Source organism: Pseudomonas sp. MPDS, assembly GCF_013283895.1.
In the GTDB taxonomy this organism is placed as follows: Bacteria; Pseudomonadota; Gammaproteobacteria; order Pseudomonadales; family Pseudomonadaceae; genus Aquipseudomonas; species Aquipseudomonas rhizophila.
In genome coordinates this window covers 5,286,441-5,311,316 of the sequence record NZ_CP054128.1, presented here as the reverse complement: position 1 = coordinate 5,311,316, position 24,876 = coordinate 5,286,441, and the positions used below count along the sequence as shown (strand labels likewise).

Below are 24,876 nucleotides of genomic sequence, written 5' to 3'. Positions count from 1 at the left end.
AAAGCCTGGCTTCAGCTAATGCCATGTTAGGTGATCATTCGTCGCCCAGCACAACTCGGCCAAACCTGGCGTTCTTATCCTGCGGCGTAACTGCCAATAGCTGATCGAGGCGAATCTCCTGGCGGCCGTCCGTGGTTTCGACTTCGAGAAACTCTTCCCGGGTGGAAGCGGTTCGTGTGGTGATCGCACGGGCTGTCAGGCGTTGGCCGTTAGTTAGCTCGATGTCCAGCGTATAGCCGCATAGGCAGGCAATTTCCAGGTAGTCGTGCAGGTCGCAGTGCAACGGTTTATAGGTGCTCATCTCATGCCTCGCAGCCTTGCAATTTAAGAATGGAAAAGCCCTGCTTGGCGGTGGCTTCGCCGATCTCAGGGATACGTCTCGAATTGGTCCTTAACGGGGCAAATAAACAATAGCTGTCGCTCTGAAAGTTAGTTGCTGCTGGTTAAAAAAAGCAATAGGTTTCGGGGCAGCTCTATTGAGCAAGCATTTTCCAATGCTTCAATTTGAGATGTGTTCAGTTCGTAATCGTAAAAGTAGTTCTCTTCTTTGGTCCAGTTCATTATTTTTGCTAGAGCCTGAGTGTCAATGCAGAGCGTTTTTTCGTATGAAGCGAAGTCGTCGCCGGCAATGACACCCATTATTTTGTGTTTCATGGTTCTACCCACCTCGTTGGGTTAGCTGGTTTGGTTTGGGCTCCCGTAATAGGGTCGAATTCGCCCAAGTGCTTTCCACGCTTGTTATATTTTTCTACTGCGCCATGTTGGAAATCCCATTCATATATTAATTTCTCATTGTCCTTCCAGCGAGGACGTAACCCTCCTCCTTTCATGCGGGTTTTGGGTGGCGCCCATTTGGCACTTGGAAAAGCGGGTAAAAAATCTGGTTTCGGGTGGTAGTCATGATGGGCCGTACTCACCACAACATAAACCGGCCGAACCCCCGAATCCGCCGGAAACACCAGGATGAAATCCCTGTACTCCGGCGGATAGATCGGATCGACGATGATGCTGTCAGCCATCGGCGTCGGCGGGTAGATCCAAATAGGCGGTGCCTGGGGCGCCGCTTCCAAGGCGGGAATGCCGAGGGTGTCAGCTGGATTGGTGGCCGGTGTCCAGATCAGTTCGATGCCATCCCCCAGGTCGGCGATGAACTGATCGGCTCGCGACGTGAACTGAACAACATCAACCATTTCCCAATCGTGGTTTTGACCGGTGTAAAAGCCATACCCCTTGAGACTGCCGTCGGCCTGCTGCTCGATGCTCAGGCGCATGCGGCTGCGGGCCTGTTTGAGGTTGCGTAACTGGTCTTCGCTGTAGAGCGCGCTGTCACCCAGATTGGACGGCCAGAGCAGGGCGACGATGCCGGTTAGCAGCGCTGCGCCGACGGTGCCGCCGGCAGCCGCAGCCGTGGAAGTTGCCGAACCGCCCAGCGCGAGCCTGCCCAAGGTAACCGGAACCGTGCCAGCGCCGATCCGCTTGAGGGGAATCGTGCCGGACGGGTCGGCGCTCCGGCCGCCGAGCCACATGAGGTCGCCGTACTGCTTGACCAGATCTGCCGGCACGTAGCCGTTGGGGTTGCTGTAATCGATGATGCCGTTGGGGAGCTTGCAGCTCTTGGCAAACACGCATCCGGTTGCGGTGGACAACGGCTTGTTATCCACCGTGGCCCAGCGCGCTTGTTCATAGGCAGCCTGCCGGGCAAGCATGGCTTGGTAAGCCTGCTGTCGGGTTTCGCGCTCGGCCAGTTCGCTGGCGGTCATGTCCCGATAAGTGACGTGATGCCCATCGCCGCTGGGTGGGTTTCGGACCTGGGGGATGTCTTTTTTGCGTGTCGCCACGTAGTGAGTCTCGTCCGGAAAAAATGCAGGACAGACGCTAACGCGTGAAGAGAGGGGCGCGATGTAGGCGCTTTCTTGAAGTGGTTGTTCTGGTTTCCTCAATACCGGTAGGACTGGCTATTTGAGGCTCGGAACAATCTGAAGCGTCAGATCGGGCTGTCAGTCATTGGGCGCCCGCCATTCGCCAGCCGACCTCGCCTTGCGCCTTTGCCTACAACTACGCCAGAATCCGCCGGCTTGTTCGCCTTGGGTTGCATCGGTAGTTTGGGACCTGTCACTGCTCATCAGTGATCGGGTTTAGTCGCCCGTCGTTGCTAAGTCGCTCAAGCGTCCATCAGTCAGGTATCCCCATCCCTGCACTCGATGGTGGCTGTGCGCAGGGCGCCCTCGGGCGCGCCGATTCCTTAGCTCGTCGGTCGACTAACCTGCGTACAGCTGCCTCCCAATCGTTTAGTCGCGAGCGGGAAGTAGCCTCAACCAAAGAGAGCTAAGGCTATGGTCAAAATTACACCGAATCCTCCAGTTACAGACGAACCCACATCCCGTGCTCAGTCTGCCCGTAACAAAAAGCTCGACGAAGCGGCCACTCGTGCCCTGGATTACTACCTGAAACCCAAGCCTAAGGGCGAAGCGTCTGACAAGACCGACTCCATTTTTCGGATTGATCCGGGGGTTGATTCTGAGTGTTTGCTTGCGAATCTGAGTGAAAACCTGGCTTCGGCGAATGCCATGATCAGTGATCTGGCGTTTGATCTGGATGGGTCGCGACGGCATGTTGCATTGGGGATTTTGCAGGTGATTGAGGTGAGTGAATTGTTGGCTAATCGGGCGTTGGATATTGTTGAGGTGAGGTAGGGGCTGCAGCGCTATGTGCCGCCTGGATCAAAAAAGGTCTTGCTAGCAAGACCTTTTATTTCCGAGGGAGACTGTCGGGTTCCATATAATACGTGGCTCGCAGCGCTATTTTAACGATAGGGATACAAGCAGGGATACAAATTCATTCCGGCTGCTTCGTTTCAGTCGACGGGTACAGTAATTCGAGACGAGCACGGGAGACAGCTGCCTCTACGTTTTCAACGAATGTCCTCACATTCTCCATCGCCTCCGTCACCCAGGCAGTTGGGAATGAGTGTTCCTCGCCGTCCTTGTCCTTTCCATTCCGATGTACCACGTCGTGCCTGATTTGTACGATCTCAAGAAGTCGGACCTTGAGATCCTCGTCTGGAAAAATATCGACCTCTAGGGCGATTTTAAACATGGCCTCAACTTTAGGCAGGTTGTGATAAAGCAACCCTTTGAGGTAAGTACGGATCTTGTCGCTGACCACGTTTGGATTTGCCAGGATGATATTCAACGGGACCTTCTCGGCTGACAGCTCCTTATCCTTTACGGTCAAACGCTGCTTTGCCTTTGCACTGATTAGCACTGCTTGTTGAAGTGTGTCCCCTAGGTACGCCTCCATCGAGCTGATCGTCTCGGCGAAAATCATTCTCTGAATTACCGCAGCAGAGCGCCTAAAGACTCCTGCTTCGCTGCCTGAGCACTCTGCAAGCACGTCGCCCAGATGATGATAGTTAGAGATGTAGATGTCGTATGGTCTCTGCGGGATGGAGTTGTTCAGCCATTCGTTTTCCTGTGAGTCATCGGATGCAAATGGGGCTTCTTCTGCATCAACCTCCACGTTGGGATGGTCAACCATCTCGATAAAGCAACCAGCAGGGGAGTTCTGAATGTTGATGTTGAAAGACTCTCCGCATTGGTCACATTCCATCTCACCGTCATCTTCAGATAGTGAGTCTGAGAGAGGCTCAACACACCAGTCCACCTCTGGCACTTCAACCGTGGCACAGGCTTGTTTCTGACATACCGGACATTCGAAACGTGCTGTGGTTGTTAACTGACTCATGGAGTGCTCTGTCGTTGGTTTTCGATGGGGTGGATAGCGATCAGCGTAGATCATCCTCCAGAAATCTACGGGGACCCTGGAGCATACGCAAAGGCACGGGGTCGGAAACCCGCGGGATCGTGGTAGCGGCAGCCACACCAGCTTACTGAAATTTCAATGTTGAAATTGAAAGGATCTTGAAGAAATGAGGGCATCGTTACCGTATTGGTAACGGTGCTCGCAGATGGTTGAAACGGTAGGGCAAATGCAGGTGCACTGGAGTTCACCAGGTTCACCTGTTCACTAAGCTGGGTGCATTTCCGCTAACACGATCCGGCGGGTTTCCGACCCCGTGTCTTCCCGAGATACCCAGGGTCCCCTGCGAGGTTCCCGTCCCTAGTGCAGACTCACCGGTGAACAGCAGTTCACCCGGTATACCTGCTCAATAAGCCGGGCACCTTTTCGCTGGCACGTTCACGCGGGTTCTCTACCTCGTTTGTAGTTCAACCACCTGGGGGGCCATATGAATATTAAGTGGGAGGGGCAGAACCATGATCTATATCGCTGAAGGAGTAACAACGCGCGGGGCTAGGGGAGCTAAAAAAGGTGTTACAGGTGTTACAGGTGTTACGCATTTTATTATGTAGTTGATTTATATATATTTTTATAGCATTACACCTCCTTTGGCTCGACCGCAATGAGGTGTTACAGACACTACGGGTGTTACATCTGAATGCTTTCTCGAGCTGGTGGAGCTAGTACTGACGTAACTCTATATGAGAACCATTTTCGTCAGTTGACGCCTATCACAAATGGTGCTCTGGAGCGGATAATTGGATGTCCTTGGCAATACACTCCCGAGATGGCTTTCTGGCCTCAGTCCGGATACGCTGGCTCGCATCATGGAGGAGGCCCGATGAGTCAGTACCTTTTGAGTTTCGCCAGGCAGAATCTTGAAGGGCGCTCGGACGCTTATCTTGTGCTGCTCTGGTGTATGTACAAGGCCTATCAGGGGAAGGGGCGCTACTCGGACCACATAAAGAACCATATCTCGACAGCGGCTGACGCACTGTTAGGCCGTGATTATCAGCGTGCAGCTGCGCGTTTCAAGAAGGTGCTCGATAACAGACCGGAACTGGACGCGATCGCGCCCTCTGCCTTAAGTCCAATCGACTATCTGCGGGTGAAAAACTTTCGGGGATTTGGCGAATTTGGCGCTGATGACAAAGGAACTACTCTTCGTTTCAGCAAGCTCAAGAATATCTTCTACGCCCCAAATGGCGGAGGAAAGTCGTCTTTATGCGAGGCGCTGGAAATTGGCGCAACCGGAACGATCAAAGAGGCGCTACGACGTAAGACGAAGGTCAAACAGTACATCGCGCGAGATTCCAATCGGCCCGTGCTAACGCTTATGGGTACGAATAACTCCAAAGTCACACAAAGTTTGACATGGTCTAGCTGCTTCATCGACCGCAATCGTCTTCAGGAGTTTTCGCTGCTGGGATCCAAGGACACGGGCAGTGCTGAGGGCGATGTCGTGGCCACCTTGTTCGGTTTAGAGGAACTACAGGAGGTTATATCGCGCTTTGTTCGTCCCGAAAGTTTTGTGCTCAAGGATTACAGGCGTGCTGATCGCGCGGAAGAACTCGCAGGCTTGGAGCGCATTCGATCAGAATTCGCCCTTCAGAGACGAAAGCATGGTGCAGACATTCGTTCATGTGTAGCAAAGGTGTGCCAGCTGTTGGGATTGCGAACTGACCAAGTTTACGATGTGCCATTCAGAACGCGCAGACTGTCGAAGCTGACTGAGTTAAGAATACGAAAAGTCGAGCGGCTACGCGTCGCTCAAGTACCGGTAGTTTTTGCCTTCCGGCAAGCTATGCGTATTCGAGCTATCGCCGAACGCCTACTATCTCGGAAAGAATCTATCGATGCTGAATTCATTAAGCGGGCCAGCGACGTCAATTACCATGCAATTTATCTGGCCCTGCAAGGTGTTGAGTCTGACAGCTCAGATAATCACTGCCCGGCCTGTCTGACTCCCCTGGACCGAGTTTCTGAGAATCCATTTAAGCATGCACGGCATCAACTCCAAGAACTGAGCACCTTGGAGCAACTCAGACATTCAAAACGCCGAAACGAAACCCGCATAGCGCGTCTGGCGGCGGCTATCGCGACAGCCGTAGCTGCCGTCAAGTCAAACTCGCAAGCAGGCGTGCCTTGCGATGTTCCTATGGAAGTACTGAACGTTGAACTCGACAGTTTTCATTCGGCTACTGACCGGGCCGAGATCGGTGCGAGCGTCCTTGGCCTTTTCGTCACTGTTTTTACGAATCAGGCCTCTGCTATAGAGGCATATCTTTATGCCTGCCATGTCAAGTATAAGGAAGTGACTCAGGCAGAAGTACAAGCTACGCGACTTGAAAGCGAAGCTGCCGGGTTGAAGCAGATGCGCGAAACGCTCGAACAGCTCTTTAATCAAAAAAGGGCGCTTGAAAAAGGCTTCGAGGTCATTAATGAGAAGATGTGGGATATCTCAAGAAAAAGAGAGGCGCTGCTGGAAGACGCCACAGATAACAGTCACTTCAATCACCTGCTACACAATCTGGAGGCCGAGTACGCCAATCTTTATCGGGATCTGCAGGGCTTTAAGTTAGAGCTGGAAAAGTCGCGGATTACAGGCATCGAAAATAAAGCTGCTGAATACTACAGGTCGATCAATAATCATGATGAGGAGCATGAGCAGATCCAGTCGCTAAACTTCGAGAAAGATGGTGATGCCTACAGAATAAAAATAACTGATGTCAATGGTTTCACGCTTGATGCTTTTACAGTATTGAGTGAGGGGCATTTGAGAGCGCTGGGGCTGTCGTTGCTGCTCGCGATGGCTCAAAAAAATAATTTTCCACTGATTGTGTTCGATGACGTAGTCAATGCCATCGATAGTGATCATCGATCGAACATCATTGATCTTTTTTTTGATGACCCCTATCTGAGTCGAGTTCAAATGGTGGTGACGACTCATGACCGCCTCTTCTGGGAGCGATTTTGCATTATTGCCGATCGCCATGCCCATGCCGATGAAATTGTCAGCAATGTCTTGACCTACACGAACAAAGGCATTGTTGTCATTGATTATTCTGCGGGCTTTCAGAAAAAGGTTCATGTAGCACTATCAGTTTTCGACGTGCGCCAAGCGTTGGTGTATTGCCGTATATGGTTTGAGTCTATAGTGCTTGAATTTTGTATCGAGAAAGGACTTTCTATAACCGCACAGTTTGGCCGGCTGAGCGTGAAGAACAATATGTTTCTTCAGGTCAGTCTCGAGAAGACTTTCACTCTCATCGAGCCTCACATCAACTATGATCTAACACACTTTAATCTTATCAAGAGCGATCTTGTAAACTGGCGAGGGCAAAATCAGGAGCATCACGCTTTCGACGAAGGTAGCCTGAATTTCGTCCACTCAAAGACTAGCAAGGAAATCGTCAGGATCTATGATGCGATCCGTATGCTGGAGTGCCAGCTGTTTACGGCGAGAAAGAAGGAGTCCGGGCAAAAATTTCTTGCGGAACTCAACGCCAAGATTGAGTGGAGCCGAAAGAAAATGCCAGGTTTTGCCAAGGCACCACCAGCGGTGCAGCAGGAGCGGCAGGCTGCACTGGAGGCTTTGGAAAAACGTGCCGCCGAACTGGAGGAGGAGCTCAACTTCATAGAGCGGTGTCTTGAGAGCATCGGTTCACGAGATCAGGGCGAAGGGCTGCCTGGTAAGCCTCCGCCTGCCTGTGGATGAAGAAAAGTTGGCTACTGGTCGCTAATACAAACTAGATGCGCCAGCGGCATAGCGTACGTTCGGTGAGATGGTCGTCGGAACTCAAACTGATATGACGTTGAGTACTCGGGCAGGAGGTGGTCCGACCATAATACGATATCTGTTGCAGCTCATGGCATGTCATTTGACCTGGTTTGGCGACGCACAGTTACACCGAGAGTGCTCTGTGCAGGTCTCTCAATAATGAAACGCAGAAAATGAGCTTCAGCGATGACCAGCTTTGAAAACTGCTATACTATCAAAATGCCACCTCGGTTAAAATCTTGTGCGAGCTAGCCTTTGTAAGAGGAGGCATATACAACGCGGCGGTTATTGAAGAAAAGCTCCTGATCTCTGAATCTGCATTTTTTCAGTAAGTTAAAAAATAAATAGATTATCATGTGTTTTAAGGAGTATTCGTGAATACGGAAATTGGCAAAAGACTTCCTGCGGTTAAATCCCTATCTTGCTCGCTTCCCGCCGGAACAGAAGGAGGCAAAGAATTTGCAAGAGTAATAGGGCTCCTCTTATTCCAAGAAGCAAAAAAAACCGGTTTGGATTTTTCGCTTTTTGATGATGCGGCAGGCGACTTCGAGGGGCTAGATGGATATTCAAGGGCTAAACGATCAAAGGAAGCAGTCGGGTACCAGTACAAATTTTTTCCCTCTCCCCTTAGTGACGCTCACCGAGCAGAAATAAAGAAATCGCTTAAGCATGCTTTAGAGTGCACTGAGAAGTTGCAGTTAAAAAAATGGATAATTGTAACTCCAGATGATTTCAAGAATTCTGCTAAACGAAGAGGGGGAGGGGATGTAAGTTGGTTTGAAGGGCTCCGAACAGATAACCCTGGTATTGAAATAGAACATTACGGGCACTCCAAAATACTTTCGCTTTTTTTGCAGACTCATTATTTGTGTCTATACTATTATCCTTCTTTAGTCGATTCTGGACATCAGCATCAGAAAAGCATACAGGCATGGCGAGTCCAGTATGACGAGAATATGAGGAGAAAATACGGACGGATTGAATTCGTCGGTATGTCGGTTTACAAAGAAGAAGCTTCGCGCCGTATTCCCCTTGAAGATATCTATATACCGTTGTCAGTAGTGCCGGAGCGCTCGGTAGAAGAGGTTGAAGATACACCTCGAATTAACCCCTATATGTTTTTGAAGCCAGGATCAAAGAACATTATTCTCGGCGATCCCGGCTCAGGAAAGTCTACGTTGATGTGCTTTCTAGCGTTGGCTGGAATCAATAAAGCCCTACAGGCTCGCTGTGAAGCTTTCGAGGATAATCGGCTTGCAGTTGTAGTGACTTTGCGTCGATATGCTGATGAATTAAAGCATAGGCGAAATCTTCCAATCCTTGATTATATACTGGAGGTTGCGCAGGCTGACTTTAATATGAGTGGCCTACAGAATACATTTTTTAGCTATTACATAGAAAGTGGTCAGGCTATTTTGTTGTTTGATGGTCTTGATGAGTTGCCTTCGAAGGAGTTTAAGTCTTTAATAAGGCAAAGAATAGATTCATTTGCTGAAAGTTTTCCATTAAACACAGTTATAGTGACGTCAAGACTTGTCGGTTATGAGGCAGAAAGTAGATTTGATGATTCCTATGGGCACTATCGTGTTGCGAAGCTAAAAGTAAGCGAAATTGAAAGTTTTATTAATGATTGGTATGCTGCGAGAATTGATGATGCAGTAGAAAAAAATCGAAATGCTGCTGATTTGGTAAAGATCATAAAACATCCAGATAGTGACTCGATCAGAGAGCTTGCAAGAAATCCTTTGCTATTGACAATTGTGGCGTTAGTTCATCGAATTGATGCGGTTCTTCCAGATCAGCGAGTTGTGCTATATCAAAAATGTACGGAGACATTATTAAATACTTGGTACAAAGCAAAACGACAAGATGAGGAGGCTGCTAAAGGTAGAATAGAGCGGCGTAACCGCATACGAGTGGAAGCTATTGCGTACTGGATGCACAGAAGAAGTCTAAAAGGTAAAGGTCGATCAGTAGCGCCGAGAGCGGAACTAATTGAATTTCTTACAAGGCATATTTCAGAGCACGAAAGCCTACGCCCACAAGATGAATTAGCCGAGGATCAAGCTGAAATATTTGTCGATTTCATAAAAAACTCAGCCGGATTATTAATTGAGGCTGGTGATGGGTTATACAGTTTTATTCACTTAACGTTCCAAGAATATCTTTGCGCTACTCATTTGGCAGCATTTGGGGAGACAGGAGGTACTGCCTCCATTTGGAAAGAGCTCCGAGGAGACCTTCAAAATCCAAGATGGAGAGAGGTTGTCCGCCTACTTGTCGCGAGCCTTCGATCCACTCAAGCGCAAACATATTTTGTGGAGCGCCTACTTGAGGATGGCGATGCCAAACTATCGCGTGATAATAGCCTACTTCTGCTAGGTCTACTACGTGACGCCATAGAACCTGCCGAAAACCATGTGGACGACATTATCACCAACTGCTTTGAAACGTTATTGAGTTTAACGGATAGAAGCGATGTAGGTGCTGTAATACAATCGTTTTTACACTGGTTGTTGAAAGAGGATGCGAACGAAGACGTATGCGCAGTTACGTGGCAAAAGCTGTATAGCGTCGTTCCGATCGCCGATCGTACCAAAATGCTTCTGATCAATGCGGCTTTGGTTTCTCCAGCTCCATGGGAAGAAATTCTTAATTATCCTTCAGCGGATAACTCAATCGAGAGTGATGTTGCCAGGTTTTTGAATGGTAAAGATGGTTCTCCTAAAACTTCTGTGTTAGCTGAAAGGCTTCATGCTCTTTCAGTATATTCGGCATTTAACAGTCCCATCACAAACGTCGAGGCGGCAGTTTTAATGACATGTTCCGTAGCTTTAGATAAAGTATCTTCTGCCTCGCGGATGTTCTTAAAAGAGTTAGCTCTGGTCGGGAGCGGGTGTGGAGGTGGTCCTCATAGGGATAACGGTCTGAACATGGTTAGCATTGCCTCTAGCCTGGTTGGTGATATTCCTGCGGAATTTGAACTTGCATTGAGTAACTATCTTGAAGATGAGAATTTCAAGTTGCGAAGCAATGTAAACCTTGCGCACTGTATCGATGCCTTCATTGATGCGAGTTCTGAAAAACAAATTAATGCGTCACGTGTCTCTTCGTTTCAAAATGGTAAGATTCGGGATAGAGCTAGAAGTCTGCATGTTCCCGAGAAGCTATTAAGAAAAAATAACCAAGGGGAGTCTTCTAAAAATATAAAGCTTATTCATTCAGAATATGCATTTAAGAGAAAGGAAGATCCCAAGCTATTTTGGTCGCTTCTGCGAGCGTCAGATATATTTGGTCGCAATTTTATCCGCTCTTTCGAAGGCTGCTCTGGCATCAAAATAGACGGGCTGTGGGATCAAGCATTACACTCGGGCTTAGCCAGCAGAATCCCAAAAAGCATCGAAAGATTTTTTAGCAGTAAATCGCGTATGCACTTTCAGAGTAAAGCACTTGACGCGGATGCTGATGAAGAATCTCTCTACTTTGCGGCATGGGTGGTACTGTTCGATTTGTGGGCGTGGTCTGGAGCGGGCTATAAGAAGGATAGTGATTCGTCAATTGGAAAGTTCATTGCTGATCTTAAAGCCTCTTCGGTGTTTGATTTTCCTCCGATTAAACTTTCAATTCTCATCCATTCATTAGTTACTAATCCATCTAAAAGTAGCCAAGAAGCGCTTTTGGAATATTGGCGCGATTCATCTGACGTAGGAATGATGTTGAGTCAGGCTGGCTGGCTGGATCGTAAGGTTCCAGGGGCAATTAGAAAGGCGCGCGCGGACCACCAGCGCAACGAGAGCCGTCACTCCAAAACCGATCAGTTGCAAGAATGAGATGTCTGATGGACGGCTAAATTCAGGTGCTGCACAACTTGTAAGGGCGCTGATGGGGTGGGCAACGGGCCGAGTACAGAGTCAGGCGATGACGCTGGTATTTCATCTCCTGGTGTCCTCGGCGTCAGCGGTGTATTTCACCAATACACTCATCTGCACCTCTAATATAGGATGCGGGAGACTGTCCAAGGTTACCCGTCTAGATATGCAGCACGAAGAGATTTACGCGAATCTCGAGTCAATCTGCTACCGGCAGTTATTGGCTGTTGCGGCCTCTCGGGATTGGCAGCTATTGGCCGATTGAGCCTAGTAGGGAGTAGACACTCCCTACTGAGTCACGGCGTGTGAAGGAACATTTTATAAGGGTGGGCTCCAAGCGACTGCTTATTTGCACATGAATGGTTGTCCCGCATCCGCTTCAGGTGATGCGTGATATTCGAGAAAGTAAGCAGCCCGTTGGTGCGGGCTGCTTCGGGGTCAAGCGGTGAGTAGGTCTTCCAAAGAGATGCTACGGGCCACCGTTGCCAAATCGGAGTGTTCAAGTCTCGAGTGGAAGGGGCCGAAGCGGGGTACATCAAGTCCAGACAATTCGGCTCCCATTCCACCTCTTTGGAAGCTGACGGCAATTATGCGCACGCCCAGAGCCATCAGTCGTTCGGTTGCTGCATTCCACTCCTCGTCCAGCGCAAATCCTATTGCACTCAAGGCTGCTGTCTTGGCTTCATCTCCACGTTGGCGGGCATGAGTGATTTGAGCCTCAAGGGTATCAAGCTCTACTTGCAAAGCGCTGAGGATCAGGTCTTGCCTTCTGACCTGTTCGTCCGTTGTTATCAGTTGCTTGGCGGCCTTTTGCAATTCGCTGCTTGCTGATTTTTCCCCTTCGCTGTCGCCACTTGCCAGGCTTTTGGCGTAGGACGTCGCGGCGTCTCGCTCGGCTTGTAGCGCCTTTTCCAGCGCTTGATCCGCTTCCGATTTAATCGTCTGAAGCCGCTCACTCAGATGCGCTTTTTTTCGTCCCAGCGCTTCGATTTCAGCTGTCGTATCGGCCATTGCTTGGATGGATTCGGCTTTGATTTGATCGTTTTTTTCCAGGCGTTCTAGGTGTTGAATTTTCCGATCAATTGCTTCCAACTCGTGTGGTATCGCTCGTATACGGGCTTCGACGGTCGCCACTTTATCCGCAGCGGCGGTACTTTCCGGACTGCCAATCACGTTGCCATTAGCACTGTATCCACGCGATGAATTTCGCCATTCGGCTTCCAGTTGTGGAAGGCCTTTTTCAAGGGTTTCCAATTCTTGAATCAAGGCGGTTTGTCGCTGTTTTAGCTCGTTCATGTTGAATTCCAAAAAAGATGAAAGGTGGGTTTTTTTCGCTGGCGGGCCAGGCCACGGTGAGCCGGCGGTTCCTCGTAGCGCAGTCTTTTTAGGCCGCTTGGGTGCCGTGGTCACCTTGGTCTGGTACCGCCACAACCACATAGCAGCGCTGCAACCCCAGTCCCGGTAGTCGCACTGCTGTAGAGGCTTTGCCGTCTTTTCCTGGTTCTAGAACTCCTCGTCGCAGAAGCTCTTTGTTTACCGCATTCAGGTTCATTCCTCGAAAGATCTCGGATCGCCATGCCTCGGGCAGCACGTAGTAGGTGTGGGTGGTGTGCATGGTGTCGCCCATGCCGTGCTCCAGGGTTTTGCGAAAGCCCAGGCGGTCGATGGTGCGTGGCCCGTGCTCATCGATCTTTGCGGCGGCGGTTTCCCAGCGGGTGAAGCGGCTTTCCCCAAAGCGCTCGATGATCTGGCGTAGGCGGGCCAAGATCGCATCACCTTCAAAGTTTCCGGCACCGCCACGCTCATGCAGCCATGCGCTCAGGCACACACGTGCCGCTGTGGTCGCGGTGCCGTCGGGCCAGCCGGTAATGCCGAGAGCGGTCGCCAGCTCTCCGGCTGCGGCGGCCAGCCCAAAGCGTGCAGCGGCTCGGTGTGCCTGCCCGCTGGCCGAGGCGGGGAGGGCTTTGGCAACGAACCCTTCTAGAGTCCGGCGGAGGATGGTTGACCATCCGTGCATCTTGCCGGGCTCGCAAAGGGCCGCCAGGAATGCGGTGAGAGGCGTGCCGTAGTATTTGGCTACCCGAGCCTTGGGCGCGTCAGAGAGGGCCGCTGCGTCATCGAACTCAGCACATCGAACATGCCAAGGCCTTTGCTGGCATCCGCTGGTACGGCGAGCATGCGCACTTCCATACCGGCTTTCAGCTCCTTGTTTGCCTCGGCCATGTGCTGCGCCAACGTCTTCTCGCCGGTCGAGAGAAACAGCAAGCGCCACTCCTGCACCTGTCGGCCCGCTTGTCCTCGATCATTGGCGCGAGCCTTGCCGGTGCCGTTGCCCAGCATGTACACCGTTTCGCCGATGATGCGCGGGTCGCACATGCCGATTTCATCCAGCACGAGGAATCGAGTGGAATTAGGGGCAGATGTATTTCTCCTGACCCCGGTATTTCGAATCGATAGCTTCTACGGCCCCCCAACCGCAGCTATCCAACACCGCCCACACTAGCCACAAACTCGATATTCGTGCCTCTGCAGGTGCATTGCCGACGGATCGAGCGAGCCTACGAAGCTCGATTATGCATTGATTTATGCATAAATGCATATTTTTGTTGATTTCATTGCTGTGTTTTTATACAGTGTTTTTGCCTTGTTCGCTCCCAGCTCTAGAGGCGGAGGGCAACACAGGCACGGAAGCCGTAGGTCTCGATAGAGACCTTAACAGTGCTGATATCCCACTGATCAACAGTGTGATCTCATATTAGGAGAACATCATGTCTACAAACGGAACCATAGAATTACCCCCAATCATAATTACACCTAATCCGCCGCCGCCGCTGCAGCCGCCCAAACCGATACCAGGTGGTGGATACATTGCGAAACCCCAACCATGGGTTAAGGGGGTCGGCCCCATAACCAAGCTTAGTGATCTGCGAATAAATCTAGATCACGACAGTGCGGCAGTTTCCATATTTGTGGTGGCGGCTGGCTCCCTAAAAACAATTGAAGACGCATACAAAGCCAGTGTGCGAAATATTCCTGCCAATCTTGAACTTCAAATTAATGCAGCTACTGGATCAAATGTTAATGAATCGCTACAGGGGCTGAAGAAAAAAAAGGCTTCGATTGAGGCCCTTTTGCTGGCCAAGCAAGCTGAGGCTAAGAGTGATACTGCAAAATCCAGATCTTTTTTTGGAAGGGATTTTTTAAGTAAAGACTTTAAGCAGAACGGAGTCGATTTTGCAAATAGGATTTACTCTCGTCGTGATAAGGATGCATATTATAATCTTTTTATCGCGGCTGGTACTGCGGCATACAATGTTAAGGTTTTAACCGAGGAGATTAGAATTCTCACTGCGAAAACTAAGACTTTCGCGACGAAGATTGCGGTAGCCCAAGCGGCGGAAGAGAAGGCCAAGGCTGAAGCTAAGCGGTTGGCAGAAGAGAAAGCCAAAGCCGAAGCTAAGCGGTTGGCGGAAGAGAAGGCCAAAGCCGAAGCAGAGGCTAAGCGATTGGCAGAGGAAAAGGCCAAGGCAGATGACGAGTTAAAGGATGCTATTAAATTTACTGCTGATTTTTACAAAGATATAAGTGAGAGATTTGGCACGCAGATGTCGACTTTAGCTCAACAGCTGTCTGAGGATGCGAAAGGCAAAGTACTTCGAAACGCTGATGAAGCTTTGCGAGCATTCGATCAGTACAAGGATAATCTGAACAAGAAATTTAATGTCACTGATCGGACGGCAATTGCTAACGCTCTTGAGTCGTTAGATAGGAGCGAGTTGGCAAAGAATCTAAATATTTTTGGTAAGGCTTTTGGGTACGTGGGGAAAGCTATTGACGCCATGGATCTGCTTGTCGAAATAAAAAAAGGTTATGAGACTGGTGACTGGAACAGTACGGTATTGAAAGTTGAAACCCTATTTGCCGGTGCAGCCGCGACGGGTCTGATAGCATTTGCATTCGGCCTATCAGTTACCACCCCTATGGGTATTGTTGCATTTGGTCTCATCATGGCGTTGGTAAGTGCGTTTGTTAATGATGCACGTGTCAAGATGTTTAACGATGCTCTTGATTCGGTTTTGAGCCGATAGCAGAAATGAGAGCGGTCTATTTAGGCCGCTCTCTTTATCCCGAGATAAATTAAAAAGCCACCGCCCAAAGGTATTGCTGTAGCCATGCATATGAAAAAATATATGACGTAGAGTCCATTCTTTCCGGGGCTCTCAGTCAATAGTCCAGTTGTCCAAAACTCACGGCTGGTAAAGCGCAAGCATGTATCTTCAATAAGCTTTCGGGAAAAAGGAAAAAGGAAGGCGCTGCAGAAAGATATAGCTAGATAGCTAAGGTTTACCACTTCGTATAACGGCTCGTTGTAAAACCAAACGGTTAGGCCCAGTGCGAGTAGGCTGAGGGAAATTAATAGATTGTTAAGGTAATATTTTTTGTTCAAGGGGGCTCTCGAGAATCATGTTGAGTTTAGTTCGATTTTTACGTCTTGTATGGTAGGTTGTTTATCGGCGCTCGCAGGTCTTGATTGCTGAGCTAAATAATATATTAGATGTGTAATTATTAAGATGTAGAATTCAATTCCTTCTGATGTCTATATGGTGTCGTTATTCTACTCTGGGCATCCTGCCAATCTCAAGACTCAAACTGGCGGTGTTGATACCCTTGGCCCACCGCAGGCGGCATATTTCGAAAAGGGAGATCGTTAAATTGTAGGTTTAGAGATGCTTTATTTTTCCTAAATGTACCCAAATGCGATGATCGGGGCACGAATCTCGTCGCTGCCCACACGGTAATGAAGCCACAACCGCGACATTTTCAGCCTTTGAAGTCCGACAAAACAAACGACGTACAGCTAGTAAGATAAGCCGCAACCCTTTCCAACGACGGCATCACCTCGCTACACGACTCGGTGCGCTCCCCGTTAGTCTCCCGAGTCAGTCCAACGGTATACCCGCCCTCAACCCGCCGCAGGGTGCCAACATATTTAACCGCACGACCTTCTTCGTCACTAAACGACGTCGCGACGAGATCCTTCTCCGGCAAGGCCTGCTCCGTTCGCGTCATCAGCGCCTTACGTTTCGCAGCGTGATCCTTCGCGGCGATCACGCTGGCAATCCCGAAGGCGATCCAGAAGAGCGTTTCCAGGTTGCTCACCATCCGCCGCTTTGCTTCATGGGTTTCGGTTAGCCAACTGCCTACCGCTGCGATGATGTCGTCCATGGATTTACCTGCGTAGGAGTGTGTTCTGCCTGTTTAGTCTGCAACGCAGAGCGTTGCGGGATGCGTTACCACGCGGAGCGTGGGAACGAGCGCTGCGGTTTATAGGATATCTTTCACATAACCGTTAAGCGCGATGAGCGGAGCGTAAAGGTCGTCCATTTTCTGCGCCGCGCTGAAATCCGCAGCCAGACGATGCAGCTCTCGACCCAGGACAGTATCCATTCCGCCAATCGCCCCCAACGCTAAATCAAGGCATCGACCGATTTCGCCTTGAATCCCAGCCACATCGCCCCGCCGTATCAACAACTCAAAAACCTCACGGTCGCAACTGCCCATCAACGGATCATCCCGCAGAATCGGGCTGTGGCCCTCCGTCTCATAAGCCAGCTTGAGCGAGTAAAGAGCGACCGTTTCCAGCAGCAATTCCATGGGGTGAAATCCTTAGTGACTGGGTGGGTAGGGTGAGGTGGAGCTGGGTTGATGGGTTATGCCTTTGCAGTGGCAGATCGGAGTATCGGTGGGGGTGGTGACTTTTTTGTGAGCGCTTTGCGCTCAAGCGGGAGCAAGCTCCCTCGCCACAGGTTTCCCCCCCCACCGGTTCTTCTCTACCACTGGCTCTTCCTCACCATGAGGTTGGGTATTCTGGGGCCGCTTCGCGGCCCCGCGGGGATAAATCCCCTCGCCACAAAGGGGAGCGGTGACTTATCCCCCCACCACAAAAGCGGGTGGGGGATTGGTTGGGATCTGCGTTAGCCGCGAAAAATCACTTTCCAGCAGGCGAAAAAAAAGACCTTGAATTTCAAGGTCTTTCTTTAAGATGGTGCCCCGAGGGAGACTCGAACTCCCTCAAAAACACCATAAGACCCAGCAATGCCGCGAGTTTAAAGGCTTTCAGTGGCTTTGGGTAGAAATTTTGGGTAGAATTTTGGGTAGAAATGACTAGCGAAGGCTTTTGCTATGACCGATTTTTTAGTTCTGAAATCTGGCACCTACTACGTCCGTCTGGACGTTCCAGAAGACGCACGGGAAGCCTTTTCCGGGCGTAAAGTTCTGACTAAAAGTCTCAAAACGGGCAACCGTTCGGAAGCCCATATTGTCAAACTACGATGGTTGCAGCAGTGGAAAACCGAAATCGAAAAAGCCCGAAGGGGTGAAATCGGTAATTTTCGTGATGATGTTCTTCAAATAGTTGAAAAGCATCAAAGGGCAATAAACCAAGATAAAATTAAGGGGAAACCCGCAAACAATGAAACAAAAATGGGTTTTGAAGTAATCCAATATGCACAAGAAAAGAAGTTAAGCATCGACCTTGTTAATGAAGCAATTGATATTGCAGCAGGTCGTTCGGACTACTCACCCAAAACCCCATTTTTCAAAAGTCGCCTTGATGCTTTCTATAACTATGAATTAAATCAACGAAAAGTTGACTTGAATACAGTCGATAGACATATAAAGAGAATTAAAGCACTTGATGCGTTTTTGAAAGCTGAGGACTTACTGCTAGATTATGAAGCAGTTGGTTCATTTTTGATTTCAAAAAATCTTGAAGCTAAAACTAAAAAACAATATCTCTTTTCGTTTAATGCATTCTATAATTTCTTGATTAAAAAAGAACCACCATTTAAAGAGCGTTATCCTATGAATCCATTTAAAAATCATGAGCTGAGCCAAGTCCGACGCGGAACACTTAAAGAAGACGAGAGACGTGCTTTTACTACTGACGAGGTTAATACCCTGCATAGTAAAGCAATTGAAATGGGAAAGCGTAAGCTAGCAGATTTGATTGAAATAGCCGCTTACACGGGGGCACGTATTGAAGAAATTTGTCGTTTGAAAACATCGTCAGTTGTTAAAGAGGATGGCGTTGATTGTTTTCATATTACAGAAGGTAAAACACAAGCATCTGTTCGATTTGTTCCAATTCATCCGGTTCTTATGGAAACGGTCAAACGGCTTGTTAATTCATCGGACGATGGGTATTTGTTGAAGACAAGCAAAGGCGGGAAGTATGAAACTAAATCGAAAGGTTTAGGCAATCAATTTTCAATTTTCAAAACAGATTTAGGATTTGACAAAAAATGTGTTTTCCATAGCATACGGAAAACTGTAATCACTACATTGGAACGTGCAGATGTGAAGAACCTTGTCATCATCTCTTTGGTCGGTCACAAGGCTGATGGGTTATTACGAATGACTTTCGATAGATATTCGGAAGGCCCAACCCCATCATCAAAAATGGATGCTGTTAAATACCTGCAATATAAATTTTCAGTCTAGTTTTTATTGTTGTCGTCAGTTATGAGGCTACCTAATCAGGTGGCCTTTTTAATGCCTGTTATACATTGCTATACGTTACTATACGTTGTTATACGCTTTCATTCTTTGTTATCTGGCTTATTGAATGCTATACAACTTGAAAACATTTTAATATATGATAACTTGATATTAGTAGTTTGAATTCTTTATATGCGAGCAATGTAAATGTATAGCACCTCACTTCGTTCGTTGCTTACATTTACGCTCGATTTTTCGCACTACGTTTGAAAAATTAAAATCAACAACCATGAGGAATGTATGAGTGATAATAAAAAACCAAGACAGATGAATGTAAGAATATCCGAAAGTGATTACGAAAAGATTGAGCACGAAAGAAAAATGATGCACAAAAGCCAGTCCGGCTTTATTTCCCACATTATCAATAATGGCATCAATTCAATTATTGAAATCACCAATCCTGAGCTTAGACAAGACATTGATAAGATTGAAAGGTTTCTGGGCGGATATGGAAACAACCTAAATCAAATAGCTAAAAGTCTAAATGCTAATGAGATACCTCCTTTTGATATTCTAAAAAGGCTAACTGAACTCGACCAGAACATAACCATACTTACTAAAAAGTTGGACAAATTAAAAAAGGAGACATTAACCAAAGTAGGTAAGTCATGATACGCAAAAAACTCAGCACTCAAAAATCAAAATCAGCCATTTACAAAACGGCCAAGTATTTCAATAAAGAAGATGGGTGCATATTATTCGAGTCCAACATGCACACGCCCTTGAATGCTTCAAAGAAAGATATTGCGAAAGCAATATCACAATCAATTGAAAGCGACATTACTGACAGCAAGAAAGGCCGAAAGCAATCGGTTAGAACCCAGCATGATGTTGTCAGCTTTCATACCAATGACAACATCACACCAGAGCAAGCCCGAGATATTGCAAAGGAACTCTATGAGGCCACGCATAAACTTTCAAACAGAAAGTATTCGCTAGGCGTTCACATTGATACCGATGAGGTTCATGTTCATATTGTGTGGGCAATAAAAGACTTTGATGGCAAATGCTACAACGTCAGTAATGACTATCGCAAAATAGAAAGGCAGTGTGAATGCCTAGAAAAGAAGCATCACTTGATTGCTCCCCAAAATAGAATATCAAGAGACATTGATAGATTGGAAAAGCATCCAGACCTAAAAGGTAAAAGTGAATCCGTTAAGAAAAGAGCAATTGCCAACGCAATCAATAAAAAGTATTCCGAGAAGCTTCCTTCGTCCAATGAACGCATGCTTGATGTTCGAGGCATAATTTCCAACAAGCAGCAGATGAAAGACGCTTTAAACGTTTACCTTGTTAGTTCTTCAAGCCCTTCCGACTTTATCAACCAGATAGCTGCGAATGGTTTTAATGTCATTCACAATGGAAAATCATCTTTCTCCATTCAACATGAGGACCAGATATTTAAAGCATCCGAGCTTGGCCTATCTTACAAAACACTTAAATCGAAACTAGGTGAAGACACTGGCTTTGAGCAGGCTTTGAAAGATAAGCACAACGTTAAGAAATACGAAGATTGTTCTATTGCTTCCAATGAAGCTGAACCCGACTACATGAAAAAGATTAAACCGAACTCAGTTCTTGCCACCAAGTTCAAGTTTATTCAGCATAATGACAAGGTTGAATATTTCTATAATTCAGCCAGCAGCAAGAAATCATTCGAGTATTACAAAGACCCGTCAAAAGTTTCATTCCATGATTTATCAAGACAGTCAGCAAAGGCTGGTATTCAAAGGCTTGTTGCTGACGCCAAACCACCACAATCATTCACAGTGAATGGCCCGGATTTTTTTAAGAAAAATATATGGCTTGAATTTCAGTTAATGGGATTAGAAGCCAAGGGGTTCAAGCTTGAAGGTTACAAACCTACACCAGCAGATTTAGACGAGTTGAAGAAAATTCAAGAGCAATATGCTTCGATGAATAAGAAGCCAGAACCTAAACCACAACCAGCACCAGAAGCCCCTACGGTGGCCGTAGAAGCTCCCAAACCAGTTGAGCCTGTCATACGTGCACCTGTTCAAAAAGCTCCTGAAAAGCCACCAGAGCCTACAAAGCAGGTTGAACAAGAAAAGGTTACGCCAACCAATGATGGCTTAATTGATGACCTGCACGATATTTTTGGACCAGCCAAAACTAGCCCAGTCGCAAAAGCTCCTACGGACTCGGTAGAGCCATTTAAACCAGTTAATACTGTTATAGATGAACTCTACACACCGATGATACCAGAGCCGCTTGTAGAGCCTGAAAGCAATAAGGTTGAAGGTGACTATTCAACATATTCTAATGATGAACTCGTTGAAGCATTTGAAGGTATACAGAAAAAACTTGAAAAAACACTCTTCACTGGAAACAGTAAAAGCGACATTGCGGGCCATAGATACATGGACAAACAAAATCTTATCTATGAGAGAACTGGTGAAATTAAACGCCAATATAATTTAAGGCAGGACTTTTATAAGGTGTTTGATGAAATTAAGGAAAGAGACCCAGCGGCAGCAAAACAGCTTGAACAAGCTTTTAAAGCACAGATGGCAAACAAAAGAGCGGTTACGTTTGACCTAAAACCACAGTTAAAAAAATAGCCCTATCAGGGCTTTTATTTGTCTTGGGTTTGAAAGTTTCTAATCCCCACTTGTAGCATTACATCTTTGTTGAACCCGTTAACCTTGCTTACATTCAAGTATTCTTTCATGCAATCATTTATAAAGCGTGACAACGGAAATTTGTGAGCATTGGCAATTTCTCTAAATTGATTATGTGTTTCAGCGTCGAGTGTGATGGTGCAAACTTTAAGATTTGCTTTTGCTTTTGGTTTTTTCATTAGTGCCCCTTTCTTATTTATATATATTTATTAGAGCACAAATAAAAGCAAAGTCAAATAAATACATATTTTTCATGACAAAATTCAGGCACAAAAAAAACCAGCATTCGCTGGCTTTGTTATAGGTCTTTTATACACTCGTCTTGATATTCGTAAGGAACTCTACTTTGGTCTACCAGCACCTTGAATGTGTAATCTAATGGGTCAAAAATCAAATGACAAACACTTTTGTTATGTGCATTCTTAACATCTTTATACAAACCAAAAAGACCTAGTTTTTTTGTATACTTTAAGATTTCTTTTCTTTTGCTAGTTACCCTTATTAGTTGCATGCTCATAATCTCCTGTTCTTGCTAACAATATAACATGCGATTATAAATAATCAATAGATAAGTATTTATTTATTGCGGCTCGGCAGCATCAAGCAATGCAGTATCAATAATTTTGTAATTTGCTTTTATATCAATCATTTCTTTTGTGCTCAAATCAATTATGTATTTACCTATTAATCTTTTTCCGAAAACATCACCGAGCAGGTCATTCTTAAAGACTTGTATTTTGCTGTATAGCCTCATTATGTTTAGCTTTCCATTTACAAATATAGAGAACCCAATGAAATCGTTCTTGCCCACGAATGCGAACGCCTTATCAACAACTTCATTCTTGCCTTTCAAGAATGGTTTTCTTTTCAGTTCTCTCCATAGTGATAACGTGTTCTTAACGCCGAACATTGCATATCTACGCACACCCCACAAAGCTTGAACTGCTCTAACTTTTTTGTGATTTGAGATTTCCAACTTATCGATATTTAGGACGCCGCCTTTCAACTCGAAATCCATATTGAATGACTTAGTTAGATACTTCATCACGTATGATGTTGCCTTGCTTTTCTTTGTGTCAATTTCTTCAATTCTTACGGCGTTTTCCGAGTGCCTAAAATGCTTGTTAATCAAGATTACTAATTCTTCATAGTGTTTCTTATTAACATACATTAAAGCATGCTTATGAAAGCACTGGTCTTTGTGAGGTTCGACAGCCCAGAAACCATTCATCTCAATCTTATGTCTATGAATGTCTTTTCTAAAAGCATTCCATAAGCCTTTCAAGTAATCATTGCTATCCTTTGGGGTTGAACCGTCCCAAGAACTAACGCCTTTCGACGGCTTTGGATGAAATCTTGCCGGAGCGGTAAAAGTTATGAAAAGAGGCTTGTAGTCAAGTTGTTTGGCGTAGGCGTCCAACGATGAGACTTGAATAAATATCTCAGCAAATCTTTGCTTTTCAGTGCTTGCTACTTTCCATAGCGGGATTTTCTTGTTGTTTTCATTAACAAGAGATTTCTTCATGATGTAATCAAGCTGGCTGGCTTCGTCAGCTTCTCTATTGCGAACAACTTCATCACTACAAATCTCAAATGCTCGACCAGAACCAATCAAACCTGAGTGCAGCTTTAAAAGTTCGCTTCTTTGTTTTTGTATTCTTTTTATTTGTGATTTAAGTCTTTTCTCATCAGCAATGTTGATGAGCTTGTCTTTTATAGTTGACCCTTTAATGTCCTTTATTTTGATACCATAACCGATATCCCAATCATTCTTTATGCGTGAAAAAATACTCTCGCCGGAGTCATCGTTGTCAAGGTTTCTCTGTTTTATTATTAGTTGCTCTTGAATTCTCTCGAAAACAAACGTGATATTTTTGACGATTTCGTCCAAATCGCCAGCTAGAATGTATTTATGTCGTATCTTCCAGTATCTATATTCACTGCAAGTGGCAACCCAAGTGAATTTATTTTTAAGGTTTCTTATTTCTTTGGCTATGTTTTCACGCTTTCTTTTTGATGAGTTATTTAACTTATTTTCAAGACATTCCTTTGCAATCATCTTTTTTTCGATGGCTCGCTCAAAAACATACTGCCTTTCACATTCCGCAAAGAAAAATTCAGGAGTAAGATTTTTAAGGATTATGCGTTGTGGAATAAATATCATGTAAGTTATTATTGTTTGTTACTAATACAAATACCATGCCGTGCATGATTGTCAAATAAATAAATATTTTTACTTTCCAACCTGTAAAAAAGCTGATTTTTTTAAAAATCAAAAACGGTCAAAAAAACCTATAAAATCAACTTGCGACACTTATTTAAGAGTTATCCAAGAAGAGCAAAAGCAAAAGCCCGCCCTAACAGGCGAAAAGCATCTGGGTATTGCGAACAAAGTTCGCATATCAAAATCAAAAGCGTAGAACTCAAATTTGTATATTCAATAAATTTTGAGTAGCAAAACTTTCAAAAATCAAAACCTTTGAAATTGCCGTTTTTAGACGATTTACCATCTTGTGCGTATGGTAATACCGAGAATTAAAACACGCCGTTTTTAGCTTGTTTCTGTTGACGCACTAGAAAAGTGCATTGAGTTTTTTCTACGTTTTTTTGTCGGTTTTTTGAGTTTCAATTTTCTTGGATAGTCGTTTTTTGGCTTAAAATCAATGAAAAACGTTGTCAATAGAAAACCGAAAATATATTTAAGGTGGAACCTTAATTATCAAATAGAGGTCAACCATATTCTTTAAATTTCACAAAATATGAAATGACCATCCACCGCGTTCATCTGGTCATTTTTCAAGCTTGAACAACTTCAACCGCTAAAAACGACCTAGCAGGCCGATATGTTGTATTCAGTCTTTGGTAGGCAGAACATAACTTGATAGCCCTGTATTCACGTAATTCCAGATTTTTTTTGATATTAAGCCGCGATCTAAAAAATACTCAGCAGCAAATAGAACTCTTGGAGCTAATTGTTTTGCATCTTGTATATGGCCATTGGCTGCCAAGTTGACACAATATCTGGTCACAACTTTTAATGCGACCTCTTCATCATTTATCTCATCACGAACAGCTTCATCAACTATGCTTTTATAATCGGATAGCGAAATAAAATTTGGATTTAACTCGTTATCAACTTTATAGTCTTGCCATAATATCTGTTTGACTATTTCGTAATGCTTCTGTCTCTTTTTATAATGCCCAAACATATTAGTTACCTACA

At 46.2% G+C, this 24,876-nt stretch carries 18 protein-coding genes and 1 pseudogene; 7 read left to right on the top strand and 12 right to left on the bottom strand.

Features of this window, described 5'->3' with window-relative positions; translation table 11 throughout:
* Positions 1–34 precede the first annotated feature (34 nt).
* The 3 genes from HQ912_RS23585 to HQ912_RS23575 all read right to left on the bottom strand — a co-directional run bounded on the left by HQ912_RS23585 (position 35) and on the right by HQ912_RS23575 (position 1,838).
* Entirely contained in the window at positions 35–301 is a 267-nt protein-coding gene (locus HQ912_RS23585; protein WP_107321520.1) for a Rho-binding antiterminator, read from the bottom strand.
* A 128-nt stretch (positions 302–429) separates the two neighbouring features.
* On the bottom strand, positions 430–654 hold the full coding sequence (locus tag HQ912_RS23580; protein WP_107321521.1) for a hypothetical protein: 225 nt from the start codon (positions 652–654) through the stop codon (positions 430–432).
* Positions 651–1,838, bottom strand: coding sequence for a colicin E3/pyocin S6 family cytotoxin (locus HQ912_RS23575; RefSeq protein ID WP_173407370.1), 1,188 nt, complete (start codon positions 1,836–1,838; stop codon positions 651–653). The genes HQ912_RS23580 and HQ912_RS23575 overlap by 4 nt, the downstream gene beginning before the upstream one ends.
* Positions 1,839–2,333: 495 nt before the next feature.
* Between HQ912_RS23575 and HQ912_RS23570 the strand changes: the two genes are divergently transcribed.
* Positions 2,334–2,693, top strand: a complete 360-nt coding sequence (locus tag HQ912_RS23570) for a DUF6124 family protein (protein ID WP_107321523.1) — start codon at positions 2,334–2,336, stop codon at positions 2,691–2,693.
* Positions 2,694–2,835: 142 nt separating this feature from the next.
* Here the strand turns inward: HQ912_RS23570 and HQ912_RS23565 are convergent, their stop codons facing one another.
* Complete coding sequence (locus HQ912_RS23565) at positions 2,836–3,744, bottom strand: hypothetical protein (RefSeq protein ID WP_173407369.1); 909 nt, start codon at positions 3,742–3,744, stop codon at positions 2,836–2,838.
* 895 nt (positions 3,745–4,639) lie between these two features.
* Between HQ912_RS23565 and HQ912_RS23560 the strand changes: the two genes are divergently transcribed.
* Together HQ912_RS23560 and HQ912_RS23555 are read left to right on the top strand one after the other, a co-directional pair.
* Positions 4,640–7,516, top strand: a complete 2,877-nt coding sequence (locus HQ912_RS23560) for an ATP-binding protein (protein ID WP_173407368.1) — start codon at positions 4,640–4,642, stop codon at positions 7,514–7,516.
* A 437-nt stretch (positions 7,517–7,953) separates the two neighbouring features.
* The gene (locus HQ912_RS23555) at positions 7,954–11,409 is read left to right on the top strand and encodes an NACHT domain-containing protein (protein ID WP_173407367.1); all 3,456 of its coding nucleotides are present in this window, start codon (positions 7,954–7,956) and stop codon (positions 11,407–11,409) included.
* A gap of 477 nt (positions 11,410–11,886) precedes the next feature.
* Here HQ912_RS23555 and HQ912_RS23550 read toward each other — a convergent pair whose 3' ends face one another.
* Positions 11,887–12,744, bottom strand: coding sequence for a hypothetical protein (locus HQ912_RS23550; RefSeq protein ID WP_173407366.1), 858 nt, complete (start codon positions 12,742–12,744; stop codon positions 11,887–11,889).
* Positions 12,745–12,832: 88 nt separating this feature from the next.
* Positions 12,833–13,851 (bottom strand): annotated as a pseudogene (locus HQ912_RS23545) (DUF927 domain-containing protein); the annotation flags it as partial.
* 365 nt (positions 13,852–14,216) lie between these two features.
* Between HQ912_RS23545 and HQ912_RS23540 the strand changes: the two are divergent.
* Positions 14,217–15,536 carry a colicin-like pore-forming protein gene (locus HQ912_RS23540; protein WP_173407365.1) on the top strand — a complete coding sequence of 440 codons (1,320 nt, stop codon included), beginning with the start codon at positions 14,217–14,219 and terminating at the stop codon, positions 15,534–15,536.
* 20 nt (positions 15,537–15,556) lie between these two features.
* Here HQ912_RS23540 and HQ912_RS28200 read toward each other — a convergent pair whose 3' ends face one another.
* The 3 genes from HQ912_RS28200 to HQ912_RS23525 all read right to left on the bottom strand — a co-directional run bounded on the left by HQ912_RS28200 (position 15,557) and on the right by HQ912_RS23525 (position 17,103).
* Positions 15,557–15,799 (bottom strand): colicin E1 family microcin immunity protein, encoded by a 243-nt coding sequence (locus tag HQ912_RS28200; protein ID WP_409936850.1) that lies wholly within the window; start codon positions 15,797–15,799, stop codon positions 15,557–15,559.
* 470 nt (positions 15,800–16,269) lie between these two features.
* A complete protein-coding gene (locus HQ912_RS23530) occupies positions 16,270–16,674 on the bottom strand; it encodes a hypothetical protein (protein ID WP_173407363.1) in 405 nt (134 codons plus the stop codon).
* Between the two features lie 99 nt (positions 16,675–16,773).
* Positions 16,774–17,103, bottom strand: coding sequence for a hypothetical protein (locus HQ912_RS23525; RefSeq protein WP_173407362.1), 330 nt, complete (start codon positions 17,101–17,103; stop codon positions 16,774–16,776).
* Positions 17,104–17,631: 528 nt separating this feature from the next.
* Here HQ912_RS23525 and HQ912_RS23520 point away from each other — a divergent pair.
* The 3 genes from HQ912_RS23520 to HQ912_RS23510 all read left to right on the top strand — a co-directional run bounded on the left by HQ912_RS23520 (position 17,632) and on the right by HQ912_RS23510 (position 21,593).
* Positions 17,632–18,951: a DUF6538 domain-containing protein gene (locus HQ912_RS23520; RefSeq protein ID WP_073453342.1), complete on the top strand. Its 1,320-nt coding sequence runs from the start codon at positions 17,632–17,634 to the stop codon at positions 18,949–18,951.
* A gap of 297 nt (positions 18,952–19,248) precedes the next feature.
* Positions 19,249–19,620 (top strand): plasmid mobilization protein, encoded by a 372-nt coding sequence (locus HQ912_RS23515; protein WP_019817218.1) that lies wholly within the window; start codon positions 19,249–19,251, stop codon positions 19,618–19,620.
* Positions 19,617–21,593 (top strand): relaxase/mobilization nuclease domain-containing protein, encoded by a 1,977-nt coding sequence (locus tag HQ912_RS23510; RefSeq protein ID WP_073453340.1) that lies wholly within the window; start codon positions 19,617–19,619, stop codon positions 21,591–21,593. The genes HQ912_RS23515 and HQ912_RS23510 overlap by 4 nt, the downstream gene beginning before the upstream one ends.
* A 14-nt stretch (positions 21,594–21,607) precedes the next feature.
* Here the strand turns inward: HQ912_RS23510 and HQ912_RS23505 are convergent, their stop codons facing one another.
* The 3 genes from HQ912_RS23505 to HQ912_RS23495 all read right to left on the bottom strand — a co-directional run bounded on the left by HQ912_RS23505 (position 21,608) and on the right by HQ912_RS23495 (position 24,862).
* Positions 21,608–21,832, bottom strand: a complete 225-nt coding sequence (locus HQ912_RS23505; protein ID WP_138726225.1) for a hypothetical protein — start codon at positions 21,830–21,832, stop codon at positions 21,608–21,610.
* Positions 21,833–22,233: 401 nt separating this feature from the next.
* The gene (locus HQ912_RS23500; protein WP_173407361.1) at positions 22,234–23,817 is read right to left on the bottom strand and encodes a replication endonuclease; all 1,584 of its coding nucleotides are present in this window, start codon (positions 23,815–23,817) and stop codon (positions 22,234–22,236) included.
* 688 nt (positions 23,818–24,505) lie between these two features.
* Positions 24,506–24,862, bottom strand: a complete 357-nt coding sequence (locus HQ912_RS23495) for a hypothetical protein (protein ID WP_138726241.1) — start codon at positions 24,860–24,862, stop codon at positions 24,506–24,508.
* Positions 24,863–24,876: the final 14 nt, after the last annotated feature.